General features: G+C 70.8%; 17 protein-coding genes and 2 pseudogenes. 9 read left to right on the top strand and 10 right to left on the bottom strand.

The features are described 5' to 3' along the window. Positions 1-26 precede the first annotated feature (26 nt). Positions 27-713: an NADPH-dependent F420 reductase gene (locus ACWFR1_RS31660; RefSeq protein WP_453557281.1), complete on the top strand. Its 687-nt coding sequence runs from the start codon at positions 27-29 to the stop codon at positions 711-713. A 109-nt stretch (positions 714-822) separates the two neighbouring features. Next, positions 823-1,416, top strand: a complete 594-nt coding sequence (locus ACWFR1_RS31655) for a TetR/AcrR family transcriptional regulator (RefSeq protein ID WP_453557279.1) — start codon at positions 823-825, stop codon at positions 1,414-1,416. Positions 1,417-1,832: 416 nt separating this feature from the next. On the opposite strand, the gene ACWFR1_RS31650 is transcribed toward ACWFR1_RS31655, so the two are convergent. The 4 genes and pseudogenes from ACWFR1_RS31650 to ACWFR1_RS31635 all read right to left on the bottom strand — a co-directional run bounded on the left by ACWFR1_RS31650 (position 1,833) and on the right by ACWFR1_RS31635 (position 5,622). Further along, positions 1,833-3,566: a SulP family inorganic anion transporter gene (locus tag ACWFR1_RS31650; protein WP_453557277.1), complete on the bottom strand. Its 1,734-nt coding sequence runs from the start codon at positions 3,564-3,566 to the stop codon at positions 1,833-1,835. A gap of 279 nt (positions 3,567-3,845) precedes the next feature. Further along, positions 3,846-4,076, bottom strand: a pseudogene (locus ACWFR1_RS31645) (PEP/pyruvate-binding domain-containing protein); the annotation flags it as partial. Positions 4,077-4,158: 82 nt separating this feature from the next. Continuing rightward, positions 4,159-4,440 (bottom strand): annotated as a pseudogene (locus ACWFR1_RS31640) (formate acetyltransferase); the annotation flags it as partial. A gap of 312 nt (positions 4,441-4,752) precedes the next feature. After that, the gene (locus tag ACWFR1_RS31635) at positions 4,753-5,622 is read right to left on the bottom strand and encodes a universal stress protein (RefSeq protein WP_453557275.1); all 870 of its coding nucleotides are present in this window, start codon (positions 5,620-5,622) and stop codon (positions 4,753-4,755) included. 344 nt (positions 5,623-5,966) lie between these two features. Here ACWFR1_RS31635 and ACWFR1_RS31630 point away from each other — a divergent pair, with 344 nt between their 5' ends. Further along, the gene (locus ACWFR1_RS31630) at positions 5,967-6,839 is read left to right on the top strand and encodes a universal stress protein (RefSeq protein WP_453557273.1); all 873 of its coding nucleotides are present in this window, start codon (positions 5,967-5,969) and stop codon (positions 6,837-6,839) included. A 300-nt stretch (positions 6,840-7,139) separates the two neighbouring features. Here ACWFR1_RS31630 and ACWFR1_RS31625 read toward each other — a convergent pair whose 3' ends face one another. Beyond that, entirely contained in the window at positions 7,140-7,865 is a 726-nt protein-coding gene (locus tag ACWFR1_RS31625; protein ID WP_453557271.1) for a response regulator, read from the bottom strand. 384 nt (positions 7,866-8,249) lie between these two features. Here ACWFR1_RS31625 and ACWFR1_RS31620 point away from each other — a divergent pair, with 384 nt between their 5' ends. Both ACWFR1_RS31620 and ACWFR1_RS31615 read left to right on the top strand, forming a co-directional pair. After that, positions 8,250-8,576: an STAS domain-containing protein gene (locus ACWFR1_RS31620; RefSeq protein ID WP_453557269.1), complete on the top strand. Its 327-nt coding sequence runs from the start codon at positions 8,250-8,252 to the stop codon at positions 8,574-8,576. A gap of 149 nt (positions 8,577-8,725) precedes the next feature. Continuing rightward, positions 8,726-9,190: a pyridoxamine 5'-phosphate oxidase family protein gene (locus ACWFR1_RS31615; protein ID WP_453557267.1), complete on the top strand. Its 465-nt coding sequence runs from the start codon at positions 8,726-8,728 to the stop codon at positions 9,188-9,190. Positions 9,191-9,366: 176 nt separating this feature from the next. Here ACWFR1_RS31615 and ACWFR1_RS31610 read toward each other — a convergent pair whose 3' ends face one another. The 4 genes from ACWFR1_RS31610 to gap all read right to left on the bottom strand — a co-directional run bounded on the left by ACWFR1_RS31610 (position 9,367) and on the right by gap (position 15,587). Then, positions 9,367-11,091, bottom strand: a complete 1,725-nt coding sequence (locus ACWFR1_RS31610; RefSeq protein WP_453557265.1) for a GAF domain-containing protein — start codon at positions 11,089-11,091, stop codon at positions 9,367-9,369. Between the two features lie 67 nt (positions 11,092-11,158). Next, a complete protein-coding gene (gene adhE / locus ACWFR1_RS31605; RefSeq protein ID WP_453557263.1) occupies positions 11,159-13,819 on the bottom strand; it encodes a bifunctional acetaldehyde-CoA/alcohol dehydrogenase in 2,661 nt (886 codons plus the stop codon). Positions 13,820-13,959: 140 nt separating this feature from the next. Then, the gene (locus ACWFR1_RS31600; protein WP_453557261.1) at positions 13,960-14,520 is read right to left on the bottom strand and encodes an Rv1733c family protein; all 561 of its coding nucleotides are present in this window, start codon (positions 14,518-14,520) and stop codon (positions 13,960-13,962) included. Between the two features lie 38 nt (positions 14,521-14,558). Continuing rightward, complete coding sequence (gene gap, locus ACWFR1_RS31595) at positions 14,559-15,587, bottom strand: type I glyceraldehyde-3-phosphate dehydrogenase (protein WP_453557260.1); 1,029 nt, start codon at positions 15,585-15,587, stop codon at positions 14,559-14,561. Positions 15,588-15,826: 239 nt separating this feature from the next. Here gap and ACWFR1_RS31590 point away from each other — a divergent pair, with 239 nt between their 5' ends. Further along, a complete protein-coding gene (locus ACWFR1_RS31590) occupies positions 15,827-16,837 on the top strand; it encodes a zinc-dependent alcohol dehydrogenase (RefSeq protein ID WP_453557258.1) in 1,011 nt (336 codons plus the stop codon). 124 nt (positions 16,838-16,961) lie between these two features. Further along, on the top strand, positions 16,962-17,672 hold the full coding sequence (locus ACWFR1_RS31585) for a CBS domain-containing protein (RefSeq protein ID WP_453557318.1): 711 nt from the start codon (positions 16,962-16,964) through the stop codon (positions 17,670-17,672). A gap of 237 nt (positions 17,673-17,909) precedes the next feature. Here ACWFR1_RS31585 and ACWFR1_RS31580 read toward each other — a convergent pair whose 3' ends face one another. Beyond that, positions 17,910-20,309 carry a phosphoketolase family protein gene (locus ACWFR1_RS31580; RefSeq protein ID WP_453557256.1) on the bottom strand — a complete coding sequence of 800 codons (2,400 nt, stop codon included), beginning with the start codon at positions 20,307-20,309 and terminating at the stop codon, positions 17,910-17,912. 448 nt (positions 20,310-20,757) lie between these two features. Here ACWFR1_RS31580 and ACWFR1_RS31575 point away from each other — a divergent pair, with 448 nt between their 5' ends. Continuing rightward, a complete protein-coding gene (locus tag ACWFR1_RS31575) occupies positions 20,758-21,549 on the top strand; it encodes a sigma 54 modulation/S30EA ribosomal C-terminal domain-containing protein (RefSeq protein WP_453557254.1) in 792 nt (263 codons plus the stop codon). 181 nt (positions 21,550-21,730) lie between these two features. Continuing rightward, positions 21,731-22,657, top strand: coding sequence for a universal stress protein (locus tag ACWFR1_RS31570; protein ID WP_453557252.1), 927 nt, complete (start codon positions 21,731-21,733; stop codon positions 22,655-22,657). Positions 22,658-22,735: the final 78 nt, after the last annotated feature.

The raw sequence follows: 22,735 nt of genomic DNA, 5'->3' as shown, positions 1-22,735 counted from the left end.
CCCCCGCCCTCGAAAGGCCCTCTCCCATGCGTTACGCAGTTCTCGGCACCGGCATCGTCGGCCGGACGATCGCCGCCAAGCTGGCCTCCCTCGGTCACGAGGTCGTCATCGGCACCCGTGATCCCCAGGCCACCCTGTCCCGGACCGAGCCCGACGGCTACGGCAACCCGCCCTTCGCCGAGTGGCTCGGCGTCCACGACCGGATCCGTCTGGAGACGTTCGCCGACGCGGCCGCCTTCGGCGAGACGCTGGTCAACACCACCGCAGGCGACGGCAGCCTCCAGGCCCTGGAAACGGCGGGCGCCGCGAACCTGGCGGGCAAGGTGCTCATCGACATCGCCAATCCGCTGGACTTCTCGCAGGGCATACCCCCGTCGCTCAACCCGGTCAACACCGACAGCCTCGGCGAGCAGATCCAGCGGGCCTTCCCAGAGACCAAGGTCGTCAAGACCCTCAACACCATGAACTGCCAGATCATGGTCCAGCCGTCACGCGTCACGGGCGAGCACACCGTCTTCGTCTCCGGCAACGACGCCGGCGCCAAGCAGGCCGTCACCGACCTGCTGATCTCCTTCGGCTGGCCGGAGAGCAGCGTCATCGACCTCGGCGACATCAGCACCGCCCGCGGCACCGAGATGCTGCTGCCGATCTGGCTGCGCCTGTGGGGGGCGGTCGGCCACGCCGACTTCAACTTCCACATCGCCGGCGCGTGAACCGACGTGAGGACACCGCGCGGCGATGCGGCAGCGGATCCCGATCGCCTTCCGTGGCGAAGTGAATCCGTACCGAACCACTCGGTACGGATTCGCTTATCCTGACCGGATGGGTGACGCAGAGACCAAGAGTGCAGGACGGCCGCGATCGGCCGAGAAGGACGCCGCCATTCTTCAGGCGGCGCTGGAACTGCTGGCCTCGCACGGCTACACCCGGATGAGTCTCAGCCAGGTCGCCGCTGCCGCGCAGGTGAGCAAGTCCACCATCCACCTGCGCTGGAAGACCAAGGCGGACCTCCTCACTGCGGCACTCGCGGCGCTGCGCATGACCGACGCCCCACCCGCGAGCGGAGACACTCGCGCCGACCTGACCGCCATCCTCGATGACTTCGCCGCCACCGTTGAGCGCGTTCGCGGGATGGCGCTGATCGGTACCTGCCTCGCCGAAGAGAGCCACACCCCCGAGCTCCTCAGCCTGCTGCGCGAACGCACCGTCCTGCCCAGACGGGCCCTGCTGCGCGAGGTCCTCGACCGTGCGCACGCCCAAGGCGAGATCCGCGGCGACGTCGATCTCGAAGCAGCCGTCTCCGCACTCCTCGGCCCCTTTTACGCCGACTACATGGCCGGCCGCGCCAGCAGCACCGGCTGGGCCGAAACCGCCGTCGACCTGGTGCTGGCCGGACTGCGCCCAGCCGGCCGATAGAACTCCAGCAGCACCGCGCCCGGCACCCGACGCGGGCCCCCGTATCGCTGTCGTGACCATGGGGTGCTCCGACACGAGCGGGGCGCCGGCACCCTGACAGCCACAGCGGTCCGGCGACGCGCGCGTGTCGCGGCGGACACCTGACCGCGGCTTGGACCCTTCGGCCCCCGGGCGGAACTGGGTGGCCGTAGCCATCCGCTCGTCCGGGGCTTCATAGGGAAGGCATGAACAGCGACCGCCCGATCCTCGTCGCCACCGGAGTACGCGAACAACGCCGCGTTCGAGGGCGGCGGGGCACCGTCCGGGTTCGCCAGCTACGGTCCGAGTGAAGCGGGTTCGGCTTGCCCCGGGTGGTAGCACGGATAACCCCGCGAGCCTCACTGGGCTGCGCAGTAGTGGCTGAGGGGCGGTGACTCCTAATCAGGAGAACCGTCTTCGCGGGCGCGGTGCCAGTTCCGGTACGCGGCCACCGCCGTGGGCAGTGTGGGGAAGATCAGATCGGCACCGACCGATTCGGTCAGCCCATAGGCATCGAGATCGTCGCGCAGGTCCTGCTTCACACGTGCCATCGCGAACGTGATGCCGCGCCTGGAGAGTTCGCGACGCAGCTCATCGACGGAGTCCAGCGCGGTGATGTCCACCTCCACATTGGCCTCGGTGTTGAGCAGGAACCAGTGGACGGGCCCGGACTGCTCCGCGACGGCGGCGAGTGCACGGCGCCGGAAGTTCTCCGCGTTGGCGAAGAACAGCGGCGAGTCGTATCGGTAGACGAGCAGCCCAGGAATCGTACGGGCCTCCGGATAGTCGTCGACGTCGTGCATGCCGGCCACGCCGGGCACCAGCCCCTGAACAGCATCGTGCGGGCGCGCGACCCGCGTCAGAAGCTCGGCCACCGACAGACCGACCGCCACCAGCACCCCGTACAGAATGCCCAGGGACAGCACGCCGCACAGACAGCCGACGGCCAGCAGGAGTTCCCTGCGCCGGAAGGAGGCCAGCCGCCGGAAGCCTGCCAGGTCGATCATCTTGACGGCGGCATAGATGACGAGGGCGCCCAACACGGCAACCGGAGTGAGACTCAGCAACGGGCTGAGGAACAGCAGTACGGCGAGAACGGCCGCGCCGGCGGTCAGCGAGTACACCTGACTTCGCGCGCCTGTGGAGTCCGCCAGCGCAGTGCGGCTGGCACTGCTGCTCACCGGAAATCCGCTCAGGACACCCGCGCCGAGGTTCGCGGCGCCCAGGGCGAACAACTCCTGGTTGGCGTCCAGGCGCCCGACCTCGTCGCTGGTGGCGAAGGCACGTGCGGTGAGGATGACATCCGTGTAGCCCACGAGGAGGAGGCCGAGCGCCGGAACCATCAGCCGAGACAGCTCGTCGAAGTCCGGCAGAGCCGGGTGGGGCAGCCCCGCCGGCACGTCTCCGATCACGGCGACGCCGTGCTCTTCCAGGCCGAACGCCGCCACTGCCACGGTTCCGAGCCCGACCACCACCAGCGGCCCAGGCACCGCATGCAGGAAGAGCGGAAGCGCGAAGAGGAGGACGAGGGCGGTGACAGCGACGGCGATGGTGGCGGGCTGGACCTGGGACAGGTTCTGCGCGAAGGACACCAGTTGCGGAAGGAAGCCCGACCCAGTGGTGCTCACGCCTGTCATCTTCGGCAGCTGATCCACAATCATGATCAGCGCCACACCGGCGAGATAGCCGACCAGGACCGGCCGCGAGAGGAGATCGGCGACGAAGCCGAGCCTGGCCGCCCACGCCACCAGGCACAGCAGCCCGACCGCGACCGCCAGCGCTGCCGCCAGTACGGCATATCGCCCAGGGTCCCCGGCGGCGATCGGCGCGACCACCGTCGCGGTCATCAGCGCGGTCGTCGACTCCGGCCCGACCGACAGCATCCGTGACGAGCCGAGCAGCGCGTACAGCACCAGAGCGGGCAGAATCGCCCACAGGCCGGCGACGGGCGGCAGCCCCGCCACAGTCGCGTACGCCATGACCTGCGGCACGAGATACGCCACGACGGTCACACCCGCCAGCAGGTCGCCGCGCAGCCAGGAGCGCTCGTAACGGGCGAGTACAGCGGTTCCAGGCGCGCCGGGTACCCAACGGCGCCACCCCGAATCACTGGGGCGGGCGTGCTGCGACATGAGGCTCCTCTCCCCCGCCGCTTCAAGATCCCACCGACTCTGTCACGGCCGCGAGGACCGAAGGCCCCACCACGCCGCCACCCACCGCTTCCGGACGGACGCTACGCCTGCCCGACATTCCCGAACCCGTGGGGAACCCGCGGTGGCCCGGGACAGCACCAGCGCACCGGACAAGGTGCACAGCCGGGCGATGCCGTCCTCGCCCTCCCCGGCGGCCCCGACCGGGGCGAGGAACGCGGCAAAGTCGGCCACCCCCCTCGCTGTAGGTGCGACGGGCCGGCCCAGGACGGACAGGTCGTTGAGGCCGATGTCGAGGATGGTCTCCATGGTGCCCGGCGTGGAGACCCGGGCACCGGAACGTACGGAGAGCAGCAGAGCGTCGTCCACCTGGCCGAGCCGTCGCCCGGCGGTGCGTTCCAGGGCGGCGAGGCGCTCACCGATCTGGCGTTCCAGTTCCGGGGGTGGCTCCCCGGTCTCCAGGAAGACCCGGCAGGCGTCCGTGGTGACCGTCGGGTAGTCACCCTCGACCTCGTAGTCGACGGCGAGCCCGGTGTGGTCCCGGCGAACCTTCACCCGGGCGTGCTTGACAGCCGCGGTCGATGTAGCCGGGCGCGTGGGCAGTGATGGTGGAGGGCGTCGCCGTGTCGACGTCGAGGATGCCCTTGCGGCGCTCCTCGGGGAAGAGAGCGGCGACGGCTTTCCACACGGCGAGCGTCCGGTCCGTGGGACCGGCCAGGAACGCGGCACCGCCTTCGTAAGGGGTGTAGTTGTCCTGGATGAAGGAACGGACGTCGATCTCCCGCTGCCACTCCTCACCGGTGAAGCCGCGCCACGGCGTGCTGGTGTCGGCGGGGGGCTGGACGGTCACGGTCATGTCGTCATCTCCAAGGGACGGCGGCCTGCGAGGCGGGCGAGGCGGCCCGGCCTCACCTCCGATGTTCGTCGGCCGCCTGCCACCGGCCGAGGGCCGCAAGGGTCGTGCGAAGCCGCTGTCCGGCCTTGTCGTTCCGGGTGGAAAGGGCCGGTGGTCCCGGCAGTGCGAGGGACCTTTCGCCCTCCCTCACGGGCCGCGCGGAGCCGTCGCTGAGAGAGGGGAGGCAGCCGCTCGGTCGGCACGGCTGCCCGAGCCGTCCGGGGCCGATGCCGGACGGGCGGTGTCGGTGCGGCGCTCCGGGGTCGGGTCCGTTCAGTCGTGGGGTACGACCGCGACCGGCGCCAGGCAGTGATGCAGGACCGCGTGGGTGACGGCCCCGATGTGGGTGCCGATCCGTGCCCGGCGGGCCTTGCGGCCGACGACGACGAGCCGGGCGTCGTGCGACAGCTCCATCAGGTCCTGCGCCGGCCTGCCCTGGCGGCAGTCGCGCACCACCGCCACGTCCGGGAACTTCTCGGTCCAGGGGGCCAGTGCCTCGTCGAGCGCCCGTCGCGTGTCTTCGGCGATCTCCGTCAGGAGCAGCGGCAGTGCGTCGAGCATGTCGGGTCCGTAGAGCGCCGGAACGGCCCACCGGTGCACCACGCGCAGTCCGCAGCCGTACCGGTCTGCGGCGGCGAAGCCGAAGGCGAGCAGCTCGTCGCCGGCGGCGGTCACGTCCAGACCGAGGACCACCTCCCCCGTACGTTCCTCCTCGGGCTCCAGAAGGTCGTGCGGGCGGACGAGAACGACCGGGCGCCGCGTGCGGGCGAGCACCGCCAGGGACACCGACCCTGTGAGAAATCCGGCCAGGCCACCGAGACCGCGGGAGCCGAGCACCAGCAGTTCCGCTTCCTCGGCAGCACCGCACAGCTCCTCCACCGGGTCACCGGCCACGCACGCCGTCTCGACGTCCAGACCCGGGTGGCGGCGCCGTAGCCGCCTTTCGGCGATGGCGAGCGTGCGCTCGCCCCATTCCCGTGCCGTCGCCGGGTCGACCACACGGGTACGGGGATCCTCGTCGATGCTCCAGACACGGAGCAGTCGCAGCGGCACGGCACGTCGCAACGCCTCCTGGGCGGCCCACTGCGTGGCGGCGAGGCTTTCCGGGGATCCGTCGAGGCCGGCGGTGATGGTACGGGACATGGGGACTCCGTGGGTCTGGCGGCCGGGCGGGCCGCACGCGGCGTATGAGGGCTGACTTCAGAGGCCCGAGGAGCACCGTCCGGCACTCCGGGGCGCTGCTGGACGGGGCCTGTCCCTCCACAGTGATCGGCCGGGGCGACGCGCGCAGGGGGCCGGAGGTCCCTGCTGTGGGCCAGGAGGCCTCACGGCGCACTCCCCCGGGCGGACGGCCACGGCGGCGTGACCCGAACGGCCGGGAGACAGGGCCGATGGGCCCTCGGCGGACCACCGCCTCCTCAGGGAGGCTGAGGACAGGAAGCACGGCCGAAGCGGCCATGCCCTTCGAACCGTATGGAGGCACCCTCATGACCGACGCCATCACCGTAGGAGTGGACGGTTCCGCGGAAAGCCTCGCAGCGGCGGACTGGGCGGCACGCGAAGCCGAACTGCGCGGAATGCCGCTGCGTATCGTGCACGCCTGGCTCTGGCAGCCCCTGGACGTCCCCGTCGTCCAGGACAGGGAGACACAGGCCAAGTCGGCCCGTGCTGTGCTCCGCGAGGCCGAGACACACGTCGCCGACCGCCACCCGGCTCTCACGGTCACCTCCGAAGTGGTCCAGGACACCGCCGTCGCCGCTCTGCTGAAGGAGGCCGAAACGGCCGAGATGCTGGTGCTGGGTTCACGGGGGCACGGGGCGTTCGTCGGCTTCCTCCTCGGCTCCTACGGTCAGCAGGTGATCGCCACGGCGAAACGGCCCGTGGTTTCCGTGCGCGCCCTCGACGGGCAGACGCCCCGTGCGGAGGGTGGCGAGATCGTCGTGGGCCAGCAGGGCACGCCGGAGGACAGCGACGCGGTGCTCGGCTTCGCCTTCGAGGAGGCGGCAGCACGCGGCGCGGTCCTGCGTGCGGTACGGGCCTGGAGCCTGCCGCCGGTCTTCGCCTACAGCCCCGGCTCGATGCTCCTCGCGGACGCGGCCGGTGGGCTGGAGCCGTTCGAGAAGAAGGCCCTGGCGGAGGCACTCGCCCCGTGGCGGACACGGTTTCCCGACGTCCCGGTGACCGAGCACGTCGAGATCGGCAGCGCGGGACAGGTACTGCTGTCCGCCGTGTCGGACGCGCAGCTGCTCGTGGTCGGCCGACGGACGCGCCGCGCGCCCGTCGGTACCCGCATCGGTTCGGTCGCGCACGCCGCCCTGCATCATGCCCCCTGCCCCGTCGCCGTCGTACCGCACGACTGACAGCCTCCTCGTGGTGAGGACCGGTTACACGACCGGTCCCCCACCACGGGAACGGCACCGCCCGGAGGTGAATTCGTCCGAGGCCCGCCAACGAACCAACAGGCACTCGGTTACCTGGGTCACACGCAGCCCCGGGATGTCGGTGTCATCGTCGACCAGTACGTAGAAGGGGCCCGGCGGCCTGTTGCCGAGCCCCTTCTGCGTTCACCGGGAGATGCCGACCGCGGCCCCTGCTCAGCTCTGGCGGAGCACCAGGCAGGGGCTGTTTCACCGGTTCGCATCCGCGTGTGGGACCGGCGCTCAGCCTCGCGGGCGGCCCTCCCGCCCAGCCGCACCGCCCTGGTCCACCCGGGCAGCCAGTGCCTGGGTGGCGATGACGGCGGCCTGCACCCGGCGTTCGACACCCAACTTGGCGAGCAGCCGGGAAATGTTGTTCTTGACCGTCTTCTCCGCCAGATACAGCCGCTTGCCGATCTCCCTGTTGGTCAGTCCCTCCCCCACCAGAGCGAGGATCTCCCGCTCCCGCTCGGTCAGTCCGGGCAGCCCCTGCCGCTGCTCCTCCTGGGGGGACCCGCCACGAAGCCGGGCCATGACCCGGGCCGTGGCGCCGGGGTCCAGCATGGACTGGCCGGAGGCGACCGTACGCACGGCCGTGACCAGATCGGTGCCCGTGATCTGCTTGAGGACGTAGCCGGACGCACCGGCCATGATCGCGTCGAGCAGCGCCTCCTCGTCGTCGAACGACGTCAGCATCAGGCAGGCCAGGTCGGGCATGCGCGAGCGAAGCTCCCGGCACACGCTCACGCCGTCCCCGTCCGGCAGGCGCACGTCGAGAACGGCGACCTGCGGGCGCAGGGCGGGCACCCGCGCCAGCGCCTGCTCCGCCGTGCCCGCCTCACCGACCACCGTCAGATCGGGCTCGGCATCCAGGAGGTCGTGCACACCGCGACGCACCACCTCATGGTCGTCAAGGAGGAAGACCCTGACCGGCTCCTTCTCGGTGAGGCCGCCCCTGCTGTCCGTCATCACACACTCCGTGTTCGCCGAGTTCTCCGCCCCTGAGGGCTCCCCACGCATCGTGCCGCGCGAGCGGGACCATCGCCCAGGGCCGGATGGCCCTCATACCCGGCCAGGGTCCGGAAATGCCCGTATCCGATGTCGCAGGTTCCCACTGCACATCCTGTGGCCGACGATCACGAGCCGGGTGAACGGCACCCGTCGCCCTCCTCACCGTTCGGCCACGTGTTCTCGCTGTGCCGGGGCATCGCCGGCGAGGGACGTTCGGCCCTCTGAGTACGGGCCCGCTGGACCTGCTGTCCACGCTCGCGCACTGATGGACTTCCGGCGCCGGCACGGCCGGGGCACTCAGGCCCCGGGACACGCCTGGATCAAGAAAGCAGGTCAGCCGCCATGACGACGCTCCCGATCAGCCTGATCACGGCCCCGCTGGACCCCAGTACGACGGCAGTCGCCCTGGCCGGGGAGCTGGACCTGTACACCGTTGCGCACATCGAGGCGGAGCTGACCCGCCTGGCACGGCAGACCGAGTGTGAACTGCTGCTCGACCTGGCAGACGTCACCTTCTGCGACAGTTCCGGCGTGGCGCTGTTCCTGCGCATGCACCGCCGGTGCGTAGCGGCCGGTGTGCGTTTACGCCTGTGCCACATCCAGCGGCTTCCCGCCCGTGTCATCCGCACCCTGGGCGTGGACCGCGCTGTGCCCTGCTCCTTCGCGTGACCCGTCGCGGAGATCCAGCCTTCGGAACCGCCGGCAACCGGCACGGCCGAGAAGGTCCGTTCGGCCCTACCGAGCCAGCGGGTAAGGGGAGACGCTGGCCGGAAGCGGCGAAGCCGTCCGGGGCCGAGCCGGAGCAGAAGGTGAGCACGATGAAGGACGAAGCCGCGCGTACCACGGTGGACGACCGCCGTGAGGCGGTGGCGCCGCGACGAATGGGACAGCTCGGCCGTGCCGAGGCCCTGCGGCTGCTCGGCAGCATCTCGCTCGGGCGCATCGTCTTCACGCATCAGGCCCTGCCGGCCATCCGCCCGGTCAACCACGTCATGGACGGCGAGGACGTCATCGTCCAGTTGCACGACGGTGCCACGCTCGCCTCCATCGTGACGCCTACCCAGGCCGCAGGTGTCGTGGTGGCTTACGAGGCTGACGTCATCGACCCCGAGACGCACCTCGGCTGGAGCGTGGTGGTCACCGGATACGCCCGCCGGGTCACCGACGAGAGGGAACTCGCGCGTTTCGCCGCCCGTCTGCGCCCATGGGCGCAACACCCCGCCACGAAAACCGCGTTGCGCATCCGGCCGGACCTGGTGACGGGCTTGCAGCTCACTGTGTAGGGGCGCATCGGTCGCGCCGGACAGCCGAGTTCCGCGACGGCACACGCCCCCCACCACCGGGACTGCGGGCACCCGCTGCACGGTGCCCGCTCAGAACGGCGGGAGGCCGGCAGACGGACCACCGGCCCCGGTCCCACCCGGGAGGGTCGGATGCGCTCCGGCTGAGGAACCGGCGGTCACTCAGCGGGGCCGGAGACGAGAGGCGCGCGCCACACCAGCCGGCTGCCGCCCTCCTCAGGGCAGACGATCTCCAGGGCGCCGCCCACGCTGCGGGCCCGCTCCTCGAGGTTGCTCAGGCCGCTGCGTCTGCCGTCGGCGGGGATGCCACGGCCGTTGTCCGTGACGGTGAGGACGACTTCTTCGGAGGTGGCCTGGAGGGTGACCTCGACCCGGGTGGCGTGGGCGTGGCGGGCGGCGTTGCTGAGCATTTCGGTCAGGGTTGCCGCGACGTGATCGGCCACCTGCGGCGGTACGTCCGTGTCGAGCAGGCCCTCCATGCTCAGACGGGGCGGGAATCCGAGCGTGGTCGCCGTCTCGCCCACGGTGCGTGCGACCCGTGCGCGCAGGCTCGGCCCGGTGTCCTCCTCGCGGGCGCGCAGGCCGAAGATCGTGGAGCGAATGATCTTGATGGTTTCGTCGAGGTCCCCGACGGCCCGCGAGACCCGTTCGGCGGCGCCCTCGTGCTGCACGAGTCGCGCCGCGCTCTGCAGGGTCATGCCGGTCGCGAACAACCGCTGGATGGCCAGGTCGTGGAGGTCACGGGCGATGCGGTCGCGGTCCTCCAGGAGGGCGAGCTGCTCGGCGTCGCTGCGGCGTTCGGCCAGCTCCAGGGCGAGCGCGGCCTGTCCGGCGAAGGCCAGCAGCGGCTCCAGCTCTGCTTCGGTGAAGACCGGGTCTCCTTGGTGCCGGGCCAGCAGCAGGACACCGCGGGTGTCCTTGGCGGCTGTGCCCAGGGGCACAGCGACCGCGGGGCCCAGTCCGTCGAAGCGGCGGGGGCCAGCGGTGTACCGGTCGTCCTGTGGGAGGTCGACGGTGGTCACGGGCGCGCCGGCCATGTACGCGGCGCCGGAAAGGGTGCCCTCGATCGGGACCACCAGCCCGCTGCGGGTGGTGTTGTCCGCTCCGACGGCCAGCTCGACGACGAGGTCGTCCGTCCCGGCGACGGGCACGGAGACGTCGGCGAGCCCGGCCCCGGTGATCTCCTGGGCGCGGCGGGCGATGAGCTCCAGCACCGCCAGCCGCGGGCTGCCGGAGAGGAGGCTGTTGGTGATCTCCGCGCTTGCCCGGAGCCAGCGCTGCTGCCGCTGCGACGCCTCGTACAGCCGGGCGTTGTCGATGGCGACTCCGGCGGCGACGGACAGCGTGGAGATGACCGACTCGTCCTCGGCGTCGAAGTCCATGCCACCGTGCTTGTCGGTCAGATAGAGGTTGCCGAAGACCTCGTCGCGCACCCGGATGGGCACACCCAGGAAGGTCCGCATGGGCGGGTGGTGGGCGGGGAAGCCGTAGGACGCCTCATGGGCGCCGAGGTCCGTCAGGCGCAGCGGCTCGGGTTTGCGGATGAGCTCGCCCAGGATGCCGTGTCCGGCCGGCAGGGGGCCGATCTTCGCGATCTCTTCCTCGGTCAGGCCGACGGTGAGGAACTGCGACAGGGAGCGGCCATCGGGCCCGATCACTCCAAGCGCCGCGTACTGGGCTTCGACGAGCAGCGCGGCGGCTTCCACGATGCGCCGCAGCACCTGTGAGAGGTCCAGTTCGCGGCCGACCGAGACGACCGCCTCCAACAGGCTGTGCACCCGGTCCCGGGTGCCGCGTGCGGCGTTGATGCGCGCCTGCAGTTCCTCCAGCAGCTCGTCGAGCCGCATCTGGGGCATCCGCGACAGCGGCTCGTCCACACCCACTGGGTCTCCTCGTCGATCACCCGCCCGTACCGTGACAGCCTAACGGCCGATCGGGTGGCCCGGAGCGTCAGCTCAAGGGCAGTGGCCGGGGTCCGGCGTAGTAGGCGGCTCGCATGATGTCCTCCATGTCGTCCAGCATCGGCATGCGCGGGTTGGCGGGCGCGCACTGGTCCTCGTAGGCGTTCAACGCCTGCTCGGGAAGAGCCGTGATGAAGGCCGTCTCGTCGATGCCCAGGGCGCGGAAGGACGGCTCGATACCGACGGCGTCGCGAAGGCGTTCCACGGCGGCGGCGTAAGAGGCGACGCCTTCGGCGGCGGTCGAGGCCGGCAGCCCCAGGGTGCGGGCGATGTCCTGGAAGCGCTCGGGCGCCCGGTAGCTCTCGTACTTGGGCCATCCCGTCAGTTTGGCGGGAACGGTGCCGTTGTAGCGGATCACGTGGGGCAGCAGGATCGCGTTGGTCCGCCCGTGGGCGACGTGGAAGGTGGCGCCCAGGGTGTGGGACATGGCGTGGACGATGCCGAGGAACGCGTTGCCGAAGGCCATGCCGGCGATGGTGCCCGCGTTGTGCATCTTCTCCCGGGCGCGGGATCGCTGTGCGTCCTGGCCGGTGACCGCGGCTTCCAGGTTCTCGAAGATCAGCTTGATGGCATGCAGCGCCGGGCCGTCAGTGAAGTCGTTGGCGTAGACCGAGACGTACGCCTCGGTGGCGTGCGTGAGGGCGTCGAAGCCGCTGTCGGCGGCGAGCGAGGAGGGCAGGTCCGCGGTGAGCACCGGGTCGACGATCGCGACACTGGGGGTCAGGGCGTAGTCGGCCAGCGGATACTTCTTGCCGGTCGCCGGATCGGAGATCACCGCGAACGGGGTGACCTCGGCGCCAGTGCCCGAAGTGGTGGGGACGCAGACCAGCCGCGCCCGCTCACCGAGCACCGGGAAGCGGAAGGCGCGCTTGCGGATGTCGGAGAACTTCTGCCGCATGTCGGCGAAGTCGACGTCCGGCTGTTCGTACAGCAGCCACATCACCTTCGCCGCGTCCATGGGCGACCCGCCGCCGAGGGCGATGATGGTGTCCGGGCGGAAGTCGCGCATGAGGGCGGCCCCGCGCCGTACGGAGTCGATGCTCGGCTCCGGTTCGACGTCGTCGATGACCTGGACGGTCACGGGCTGCTCCCGCTGCCGCAGGACGCGGCTGACGCGGTCGACGTAACCGAGGCGGGTCATGGTGGCATCGGTGACCACGGTGACGCGGTGCACGTCAGGCATCGCGGTCAGGTAGCGGATGGCCTGCGGCTCGAAGTAGATCTTCGGCGGCACCTTGAACCACTGGAGGTTGTTCTGCCGGGTGGTGACGCGCTTGATGTTGAGCAGCTGGGCTGCGGAGACGTTGTCGGACACCGATGTGCTGCCCCAGGAGCCGCAGCCCAGGGTCAGGGAGGGGAGGAGCCGGTTGTAGATACCGCCGATCGCGCCCTGGGACGACGGCGAGTTGACGATGATCCGCACGGTCTTCATGCGGCGGCCGTAACGCTCGGCGAGGGCCGGGTCGCCGGTGTGGATCACCGCGCTGTGTCCCTGTCCGTGGAAGGCGACCATGTCGGCGGCGAGGTCGAAGCCCTCCTCGGTCGAGCCGGCCCGCAGCACGGTGAGGACCGGGCAGAGCTTCTCCCGCGTCAGCGGCTCGTCGGGACCGACGCGGCTCGCCTCGGCCAGGATGAGCGATGTCTCCGCGGGGACCGCGAACCCGGCCTGCTCGGCGATCCAGGCGGGACTCCGGCCCACGGCCGCCGGGTTGACACGGCCCTGCCGGCCGACCGGGTCCGGCGGGAAGAGGTAGGTCTCCAACCTCCGCTTCTCCTCGGCCGTCGCGACGTACGCGTGCAGGCGCCGGAACTCGGCCAGGGCCTCGTCGTACACCTCGGCGTCGAGGATGACCGCCTGTTCGGACGCGCAGATCATGCCGTTGTCGAAGGACTTGGACAGGACGAGGTCGTTGACCGCCCTGCGCAGGTCCGCGCTGCGGTGCACATAGGCCGGTACGTTGCCGGCGCCGACGCCCACCGCGGGCTTGCCCGCCGAGTAGGCGGCCTTGACCATGCTGTTCCCGCCGGTCGCGAGGATCAGGGCCACGCCCGGATGGCGCATGAGGAGGCCGGTGGCCTCGATCGAGGGATCCTCGATCCACTGCACGCAGTACTCGGGGGCCCCGGCGGCGACGGCGGCGTCCCGCACGATGCGAGCGGCCTCGGCGCTGCACGCCTGGGCGGAGGGGTGGAAGGCGAACACGACCGGGTTACGCGTCTTCAGCGCCAACAGGGCCTTGAAGACGGTGGTGGACGTCGGATTGGTGACCGGGGTGACCGCGCACAGCACGCCGACGGGTTCGGCGATCTCGATGATGCCCTTGATGTCGTCACGGCCGATGACGCCGACCGTCTTCGTCCGGGACATGCTGTGGGTGACATGCTCGCAGGCGAACATGTTCTTCGCCGCCTTGTCTTCGAAGACGCCCCGGCCGGTCTCCTCCACCGCCAGCCGCGCCAGGGCAGTGTGCTGGTCCAGGGCAGCCACCGAGGCCTTGGCGACGATGTGGTCGACCTGCTCCTGGGTGAGGGACTCGAAGTCGGCGAGCGCCTTGGAGGCGTTGTCCACCAACCAGTTCACGGCGATCCCGGCGTCGGAGGGGACACCCCCGTCGGAGGTGTCGCTGCGGTCACGGGTCACCTGAGTCATGGATAGCTCCCTGGGTGAGGGGGATCGGCAGACACGGAGTGTCCGCTCGCCCTGTCAGCTACAGCCTTCCGCCGGAGATGCCCGGGGCGAAGGTCCCGAAGGGCCCGGGGAGGGGCCCGATGGTCTCCGGGGGCTCCCGGTCAGGCGTTCTTCCGGTCCCACTCGGGGGCGACCCTGGCCCATTCCCGGCCCCACTGGGCAGCGCGGCGCCGTTCGCAGTGCCGTCGCACGAGCCGGTGCGCGGCGAGCACCGGGAAACCGAGGCTCACCGTGACCGCGAGTGCGGCTACCGCGGCATCGAACCGTGCGGCGGCCAGGCCGACCGGCCCGGTGGTCATCGCCCCGTCCTCGTCCGTCCACACCGGGACACGCGCTCCGCGCTTCAGGTGGCTTCCGACCGGCACTCGGCCTGTGTGCGCGGTGCCGTCGGGCGCGGTCCACCGGGCGGTGGCCCGGGTGCGTGTGCTGCCCTTGGCCGCGGGGCCGGGGTCGTCCACCAGCACCGCGTCGGTGAGGTAGCGCTCGGTCCGCTGCTGGGCCCGTCCGTCCAGTACGGCCTCCCCTGCCACCGCGCCGCCCAGAGGCGCACCGATGAACGCGGCCACGCCCAGGACCAAGAGGATCCAGCCCTCCACCGCGTGGGAACGGTGCCGCAGTTCATTACGGCGCCACCGCCACAGCCGCACCCTCCTGAGGCGCACCGTCGCACCTTCCTCCCGATCGGCCGGGCGCCCGGTTCTCATCGGGGGTCGAGAAGGGCGGCGACGTACTGGGTCAGGTCGGCCAGACGGTTGGTGTAGCCCCACTCGTTGTCGTACCAGCCGAACACCTTGACCAGGTTCCCGTGGGCCTGGGTCAGCGGGGCGTCCACGATGCAGGAGGCGGGGTCGCCGACGATGTCACGCGAGACGATCGGGGCGTCACTGACCCGCAGGATGCCCTTCAGTGGTCCGTCCGCGGCGTCGAGGAAAGCGTAGTTGACGTCCTCCGCGGACACCGGCTGCTCCAGGACGAGGGTGAGGTCCGTCAGCGAACCGTCCTCGACCGGCACGCGCACCGCGATGCCGTCCAAGGTGCCGGCGAGCTCCGGGAGCACGAGACCGACAGCGCGGGCGGCACCGGTGCTGGTCGGAATGATGTTCACCGCGGCCGTACGCCCCCGACGCAGGTCCTTGTGCGGACCGTCGAGCACGACCTGGTCGTTGGTGTAGCCGTGGATGGTGGTCATCAGTCCCTTGACGATCCCGAAGCGCTCGTCGAGGACCTTCACCATCGGAGCCACGCAGTTGGTGGTGCAGGACGCGTTGGAGATCACGTGATGCATGTACGGGTCATAGGTGTACTCGTTGACGCCCATGACGAGAGTGGCGTCCACGCCCTTGCCCGGGACCGACAACAGCACCTTGCGCGCACCCGCCTGCAAGTGCCGGCCGGCATCCTCCCCGGTGCGGAAGCGGCCTGTGGCCTCGATGACCACGTCAACGCCCAGGGCCGCCCAGGGCAGGTCGACGGGGTCGCGCTCGGACGTGACGGCGATGCGGTGCCCGCCCACCGTGAGCGATTCGTCGTCGTGCTCGACGGTGCGGCCGAGCCTGCCGTAGGTGGAGTCGTAGGTGAGCAGGTGGGCCAGCGCGGCCGGCGAAGCGAGGTCGTTGACGGCCACCACCTCCACCGGGGTGCCGCAGGCGGCCTCCGCACGTTCCATGACGCAGCGCAGGTAGTTGCGCCCGATGCGCCCGAAGCCGTTGATGCCTATGCGTACGGTCATGTCCGTCGCCTTCCCGAGGGGTGCCGATGCAGGTGGTGTCAGCGTGCGGGCTCCCGCCTGTCCCGCGGCAGGGGTCGAACGGGGACGCCCCAGGGCCGTTGGGCCCTCGTCTCCCGCACGTGCCGAGCGGCCCGGCGGATCATGGGCCGAACGGCCCGCCATACAGGTCCTGACCGGTTCTGTCCTCTCCTGGCGCCTCGCACCACTCTGGAAGCAGCGACGCACAAGAGGAGCAGGCGATGAAGGCAGCAGTGGTGAAGGTCCTGGGAGAACCGCTGGTGATCGAGGAGCGGCCCGATCCCGTACCCGGCCCCGGACAGGTACGCATCCGTGTCGAAGCGTCCGGGCTGTGTCACACGGACATCCACGCCGCGCACGGCGACTGGCCGGTCAAGCCCACGCCTCCGTTCGTCCCCGGACACGAGGGCGTCGGCATCGTCGAGGAACTCGGCGAGGGCGTCACGCATCTGTCGGTCGGGCAGCGCGTGGCCGTGCCGTGGCTCGGCTGGGCCTGCGGACGGTGCGAGCACTGCCTCACCGGCTGGGAGACGCTGTGCGAACAGCAGGTCAACACCGGATACGGCACCGACGGCGCCTACGCCGAGAAGATGCTCGCCCACGCCGACTTCGCGCAGCCCGTGCCCGACGGCGTCGACCCGCGCGAGGCGGCACCCCTGACATGTGCGGGAGTCACCACGTACAAGGCCCTGAAGGTAGCCGGCATCGGACCGGCCGACCTCGTGGCGATCTCCGGTATCGGCGGTCTCGGGCACCTGGCCGTGCAGTACGCCAAGATCGCCGGCGCGACAGTCGCCGCGATCGACATCTCCGACGAGAAGCTCCGGCTCGCCGCCGACCTCGGCGCGGACATCCTCATCGACGCCCGCAAGGAGGACCCGGCAGCGGTGCTCCAGCGACATGGAGGAGCCCACGCGGCCCTGGCACTGGCTGTGAGCGAGGAAACCTTCGCGACCGCCCTGGCCGGTCTGCGCCGTGGCGGCAAGCTGGTCATGGTGGCCCTGCCCGCGGACGGCGTCGCCCAGGTGCCGATCTTCTCCACCGTCGTCGGCGGCACGTCCGTCATCGGCTCGATCGTGGGAACCCGCCAGGACCTGGCCGAGGTGTTCCAGCTGCACGCCGCCGGACGCACCCGCGTGATCTACGAGACCCGGCCGCTGTCGTCCGTCAACGAGTGCGTCGACGAGGTGCTCGACGGCCGGGTCAGGGCACGCATCGTCTTCGACATGTGAAGTACCCCGGCCTCCCGCGAAGTGGACGCCCTCACATCCACGCCCCCGAGACCCGTTCCCCGCTGCTGGGGACGAAGACCGTGACGCCGTGGGCAGCGGGCAAGAGCTGATCAGGCGAATGGAGATGGGAACCGTGGTGAAGCACCGAACGGTGGGCGAGGTGATGACCGACGAGGTGGTCCAGGCACACCCCGACACTTCCTTCAAGGAGCTGGCCCGCCTGCTTACTTCCCACCACATCAGCGGTCTGCCGGTGGTGGACGACGACGACAAGGTCATGGGCGTGGTCTCGCAGACCGACCTCACCCGGCGACAGGCGGCGCGCGGCCGGACCGGGTCCGGCCGGGACCGCGTGCTGCGGGCCCTGAGGCGGATCGCGCACGCGCGACCCACCGCAGGACCGGCCCTGACGGCCGGCGGGCTGATGACCAGTCCCGCGGTCACCGTGCATCCCGAACAGCGCGTGGTCGACGCGGCGCGCATCATGGAACGCCGCCACATCGACCGGCTGCCCGTGGTGGACGAGGAGGACCGTCTCATCGGCATCACCACACGCCGCGACCTCCTGCGCGTCTTCCTGCGCACCGACGAGGAGATCCACGAAGCCGTGGCCGGCGTCGTGGACCCCCACGGTCCCGCACACGACGCCGGCAGGCTTCACATCGATGTGCGGGACGGGATCGTCACCATCGAGGGCGTCGCCGGACCGGAGATCAACATCACGGCTCTGGTCCGGGCCGCCTGGCGGGTCGACGGCGTCGTCGGCGTGGTCAACCGGCTGACCGCCGACAGACGAGACGACTCGCCTGCGCCGCGCATGCCCCCTTCTCCTTGAAGATGCCCGGGAGGCGGACGGAGGGGTACGGGGCCGTTTGCCGCGCAGCCGGTCGAGCGGCACTACACGCGTACCGCGCCCGCCGTTCGGGTGCGCGGCGTCTGGCGGCGGGTCTGCTGGGCTGTACGCAGGCAGGGCGGCGACGGCTCCGTCCGTGCCGCGGGTCGGGTGAAGCCGCGCCGGGGTGCTGCGGCGGCCTGTCGAGACATTCAGTGCTGCACGATGCGGGCGGTGGGATCATGCCGACTGCCGGCCGTCGCTCCAGCTCCAGTCGGTGACTTCGGGCAGGTCGGTGCCGTGTTCGCGGATGAAGGCGTGGTGGCGGGTGCGGGCGTCGGCCATGGTCTGGCGCACGCCCGCGGCTCGTACGGCAAGGCCGGGCACGCGGTCGATCACGTCCATGACGAGGCGGTAGCGGTCGAGGTCGTTGCGCACGACCATGTCGAAGGGGGTCGTGGTGGTGCCCACCTCCTTGTAGCCGCGTACGTGCAGGTTCGGGTGGCCGCTGCGGCGGTAGGAGAGACGGTGCACGAGCCAGGGGTAGCCGTGGTAAGCGAAGATCACCGGCTTGTCCCGGGTGAACAGGGCGTCGTATTCCGGGTCGGTCATGCCGTGCGGGTGTTCCTCGTGGGGCATGAGCCGGGTCATGTCGACGACGTTCACCACACGTACGACGAGCTGAGGGAGATGGTGCCGCAGGAGGCCGGCCGCCGCGAGGATCTCCTGGGTGGGGACGTCACCGGCGCAGGCCAGGACGACGTCCGGGTCGCGGGTCCCGTCCTCGGTACCTGCCCATTCCCACACGCCGGCTCCGCGGGCGCAGTGGGCGCGGGCGTCGTCGAGGGAGAGCCAGTCGAAGCAGGGCTGTTTGCCGGCGACGATCACGTTCACCTGGTCGCGGCTGCGCAGCGCGTGGTCGGCGACGGTCAGCAGGGTGTTGGCGTCCGGCGGCAGGTAGACGCGGACGACCTCGGGGCTCTTGTTGAGGACGTGGTCGACGAATCCGGGGTCCTGATGGGAGAAGCCGTTGTGGTCCTGGCGCCACACGTGGGACGTGAGCAGGTAGTTGAGTGAGGCGACAGGTGCGCGCCAGTGCAGGGCGCGGGAGGTCTTGAGCCACTTGATGTGCTGGTTGACCATGGAGTCGACGATGTGGACGAAGGCTTCGTAGCAGGAGAACAGCCCGTGCCGGCCGGTCAGCAGGTAACCCTCCAGCCAGCCCTGGCAGGTGTGCTCGGAGAGGATCTCCATGACCCGGCCGTGCCGGTCGAGGTGCTCGTCGGTGGCCAGGAGCGATTCCTGCCAGGCCTTGCCACTCGCTCCGTACACGGCCTGGAGGCGGTTGGAAGCGGTCTCGTCGGGACCGACGAGGCGGAAATCGCGGCGCTCGCCGGTGGCGGCCATGACGTTCTCCAGTAGCTCTCCGAGTACCCCGGTCGGCTCGTGGCGGGTCTCGCCGGGCTTGTCCACCGGGACAGCGAAGCGTTCGAGCCGGGGCAGAGGCAGGTCCCGCAGGAGCAGGCCGCCGTTGGCGTGGCGGGTCACACCGAGCCTCCGTACGCCCTCCGGGACGCATTCCAGCACCTGGGGGCTCGGCCGGCCGGTCTCGTCGAAGAGCTCCTCGGGACGGTACGAGCGCAGCCACGCTTCCAGTTGGGCCCGATGGCCGTCGTCGTCACGGACGCCCGCCAGGGGCACCTGGTGGGCACGCCAGGTGCCCTCGACGGGGACGCCGTCGACCGTGGCGGGTCCGGTCCAGCCCTTCGGCGTACGCAGGACGATCACCGGCCAGCGCGGCCGTCCGACGGGGGCGCCGGTCCGGGCTTGCTGCTGGATGCGCCGGATGTGGTCCAGAGCCGTGTCCATGGCCGCCGCCATGGCCCGGTGGACCTGGTGCGGGTCGTCTCCGGTGACGTGCAGGGGGTCGTGGCCGTAGCCGCGCAGCAGCTGGTCGAGTTCCGCTTCCGGCAGTCGTGCGAGCACGGTGGGGTTCGCGATCTTGTATCCGTTGAGGTGGAGGATGGGCAGGACCGCTCCGTCGTGGACGGGGTCGAGGAACTTGTTGGAGTGCCAGGAGGCGGCGAGCGGTCCCGTCTCCGCCTCACCGTCGCCGATGACGCACGCCACCAGCAGGTCCCGATTGTCCAGGGCGGCGCCGTAGGCGTGCGACAGGGAGTAGCCCAGTTCGCCGCCCTCGTGGATCGATCCGGGGGTCTCGGGCGCCACATGGCTCGGCACACCGCCGGGGAAGGAGAACTGCCGGAACAGCCGGGCCATGCCGTGCTCGTCGCGGCTCACATCGGGATAGGTCTCGCTGTAACTGCCTTCCAGCCAGGAGTTGGCGAGGACGGCCGGCCCGCCGTGTCCGGGCCCCCAGACGCACAGCGCGTCGACGCCGTGCCGCTTGATGACGCGGTTGAGGTGGGTGTGCACGAGGTTGAGGCCCGGGGAGGTGCCCCAGTGCCCGAGCAGGCGCGGCTTGATGTGCGCCGGCTCCAGCGGCTTCTTCAGCAGCGGGTTGTCCATCAAGTAGATCTGGCCGACCGACAGGTAGTTGGCGGCCCTCCAGTGCGCGTCGAGCGCACCGAGCTCCTCGTCGGTCAGCGGTACGCCTTCAGAGCGCTCGTCCTCTCGCATGCTTCCTCCGTCGTGTGTGGTCGCGGGCGGCAAGCGGGCCGGCGGGGCCGAAGCGCGTGACGTCCCGCGTAGCGGGAACGCGAACCGCCTCAAGACCGCCCGGAGGCACGTGCCCCTCGCGGTTCCAGGGGTCCTGGGCCCCATGGCCGTGAACAGTCCTGCCGTCCAAGACGCTGACACAGCAAGAGCGTCGTAGTAAGGGCCGGACGGGTCCCTTCAGCAGTTCCCTTGCGCTGTCCCGGCTGACCACGGCCACGTGCCTGTCCTGCACTTGTCCCTGGCTCCGTTCCCTGGCCTGGCCCTGGACCGAACGGCCCTTCGCGGATGCCCGTACGTCCCGGATGGATGGGCGGTGAGGGGGACCGGTCGCCCCGCGGCGACAGCCCCGTCGGCTCTGCCGGGAGCGGTCGGCGCCGGACAGGCTGAGAGCGATCAAGGAGGAGTTCCCATGAGCGGTCTCAAGACCAGCCAGGCAGTCGCCGTCCAGGTCCGCAGCCGAGGACAGGTGCCTCGAGGCGCGGCCACCTACGCACGGGAGAAGGTGCTCGCGACCCTCGGCCACGTGAGCGAGCCGGTGCTGGCCGCCCAGGTGAAGCTCACCCAGGCGGTCCATTGCTCGGCGGCTCGCCCCGCCATCGCCCAGGCCGTGGTCGATGTGAGCGGCCGGCCGGTACGTGCCCACGTGGCCGCGAGCACCATGTTCGAAGCGGTCGACCTCCTGCGGGAGCATCTGACCGTGCGGCTGGCCCGGGCACGACGGTACGGGCCGCGCGGGCTCTCCGGCACCGTGCAGGAGGCGTGGTGGGACAGCGCGGGCCACGTGCACCGTCCGCACCGTCAGCACCTGCCGGCCGAGGAGCGCCGCGTCGAGCGGTACAAGTCGTTCAGCCAGACCCGGCAGACGCCCGAGGACGCCGTGATCGACCTGGAGGCCATGGACTACGACTTCTGGGTCTTCACGGATCTGACCTCCGGGTACGACAGCGTGGTCTACCGCGACGTCCCCACCGGCCACCACCGCCTGGCATCGCTGGGGCCCGTGGGCCAGGAGCTGGAGGCCGAGGGGCTGCTGAGCGTGAGCACGGTCCCCGTGCCTGTGAGCACGGTGTCCGAGGCCGTTCAGCGGCTGAACCTCACCGGACTGCCGTTCGTCTTCTTCGCCGACACGGCCACCGGTCGGGGCAGCGTGCTCTACCACCGCTACGACGGCCACTACGGGCTGATCACCCCGGCCCGGTAGAGCTCTCACCCTCTGGCCGGAAGCACCCCGCTTCCGCCCCACCCCTCGCTTCCCTGCCGGCCGTCGTGAACAGCCGGCCTGTTCACCGCCGACAAGTACCGCGCCCCTGCGGAGGGGCCCGGCCTTCGCCTGGTCCGCGGTTACTTCCCCGATCGAAACGCCCCCTCACATGGAGGATTTCATGTCACAAGGTACGGTCATCGCCGCTGTGGACGGCTCGATGGAGTCGCAAGCTGCCGCGCTGTGGGCTGCCCGAGAGGCGCTGCTGCGGGATCTGCCCCTGCACATCGTCCACGCCTGGCAGGACTGGTCGCCGGGTTTCACCCACGCTCCGTTCATGGGTGCGGACACCGCACCCGGCGAAACGACCATCACCCCGCACTGGGCCGAGCGTGTCCCGCGCGAGGTGGCCGAGCGGGTGCGAGAGAACCATCCCGGTCTGCGGGTCAGCGTCGAGCAGGTCTTCGGCCGTCCCGTCGAGGTGCTGCTCGCCGCGGCGAACAAGGCGGAGGTCCTGGTTCTGGGTTCACGAGGGCTGAGCGCCCTGGGTGGCCTTCTGGCCGGATCGGTGTCGTTGCCCGTCATCGCGCACGCCGAGTGCCCGGTCGTCGTCGTGCGGGCCGGCGAGCGGGCCGAGGACGAGAAGCAGCCCGGGGACGGCCCGATCGACCGGGCGCGGTACCTCGATGTGGTGCTGGGGCTCGACCTCACCCGGCCGTGCGACGAGCTGATCGAGTTCGCCTTCTCCGCCGCCGCCGCACGCGGGGCCGCCCTGAGGGTCGTCCACGGGTGGGACGTACCGATCGTCTTCGGACACGACCCCGAAGCCGTCGATCCCGGACACGGCGTCGCGATGGGACTGCGTGAAGCAAGCGTGCTCACCGACGTGCTGCGGCCGTGGCGGGGCAAGTTCCCGGAGGTCGACGTCATGGAGCAGTGTGTGGTGGGCGGGGCGGCTGACCACCTCGTGGACGCCTCGAAGGACGCCTCACTGCTGGTCGTGGGACGGCGTGTGCGCCGCTCGGCGATCGGCCCGCGCATCGGCCCGGTCACGCACGCGGTGCTGCACCATGCTGCGGCGCCTGTGGCGGTGGTGCAGCACCTCTGACCGTCGCTCGCGGTCGGCATGACCTCGCTGGAGTCTGCCGGGGCCCGGTGTGGCCGCTTCCCCTGAGGGGAGGCGGCC

It is taken from the genome of Streptomyces sp. NPDC055103, from assembly GCF_053607625.1.
This window is presented reverse-complemented; position numbering and strand designations above follow the sequence as displayed.

What these genes read in the sequence shown, in the direction of transcription:
- ACWFR1_RS31630 (WP_453557273.1), top strand. Translation starts at nt 5,967, where the DNA reads ATGACCGACGCCATCACCGTAGGAGTGGACGGTTCCGCGGAAAGCCTC.
- adhE (WP_453557263.1), bottom strand. Translation starts at nt 13,819, where the DNA reads ATGACTCAGGTGACCCGTGACCGCAGCGACACCTCCGACGGGGGTGTC.
- ACWFR1_RS31655 (WP_453557279.1), top strand. Translation starts at nt 823, where the DNA reads ATGGGTGACGCAGAGACCAAGAGTGCAGGACGGCCGCGATCGGCCGAG.
- ACWFR1_RS31585 (WP_453557318.1), top strand. Translation starts at nt 16,962, where the DNA reads ATGGGAACCGTGGTGAAGCACCGAACGGTGGGCGAGGTGATGACCGAC.
- ACWFR1_RS31575 (WP_453557254.1), top strand. Translation starts at nt 20,758, where the DNA reads ATGAGCGGTCTCAAGACCAGCCAGGCAGTCGCCGTCCAGGTCCGCAGC.
- ACWFR1_RS31570 (WP_453557252.1), top strand. Translation starts at nt 21,731, where the DNA reads ATGTCACAAGGTACGGTCATCGCCGCTGTGGACGGCTCGATGGAGTCG.
- ACWFR1_RS31620 (WP_453557269.1), top strand. Translation starts at nt 8,250, where the DNA reads ATGACGACGCTCCCGATCAGCCTGATCACGGCCCCGCTGGACCCCAGT.
- ACWFR1_RS31650 (WP_453557277.1), bottom strand. Translation starts at nt 3,566, where the DNA reads ATGTCGCAGCACGCCCGCCCCAGTGATTCGGGGTGGCGCCGTTGGGTA.
- ACWFR1_RS31635 (WP_453557275.1), bottom strand. Translation starts at nt 5,622, where the DNA reads ATGTCCCGTACCATCACCGCCGGCCTCGACGGATCCCCGGAAAGCCTC.
- ACWFR1_RS31625 (WP_453557271.1), bottom strand. Translation starts at nt 7,865, where the DNA reads ATGACGGACAGCAGGGGCGGCCTCACCGAGAAGGAGCCGGTCAGGGTC.
- ACWFR1_RS31580 (WP_453557256.1), bottom strand. Translation starts at nt 20,309, where the DNA reads ATGCGAGAGGACGAGCGCTCTGAAGGCGTACCGCTGACCGACGAGGAG.
- ACWFR1_RS31590 (WP_453557258.1), top strand. Translation starts at nt 15,827, where the DNA reads ATGAAGGCAGCAGTGGTGAAGGTCCTGGGAGAACCGCTGGTGATCGAG.
- gap (WP_453557260.1), bottom strand. Translation starts at nt 15,587, where the DNA reads ATGACCGTACGCATAGGCATCAACGGCTTCGGGCGCATCGGGCGCAAC.
- ACWFR1_RS31660 (WP_453557281.1), top strand. Translation starts at nt 27, where the DNA reads ATGCGTTACGCAGTTCTCGGCACCGGCATCGTCGGCCGGACGATCGCC.
- ACWFR1_RS31615 (WP_453557267.1), top strand. Translation starts at nt 8,726, where the DNA reads ATGAAGGACGAAGCCGCGCGTACCACGGTGGACGACCGCCGTGAGGCG.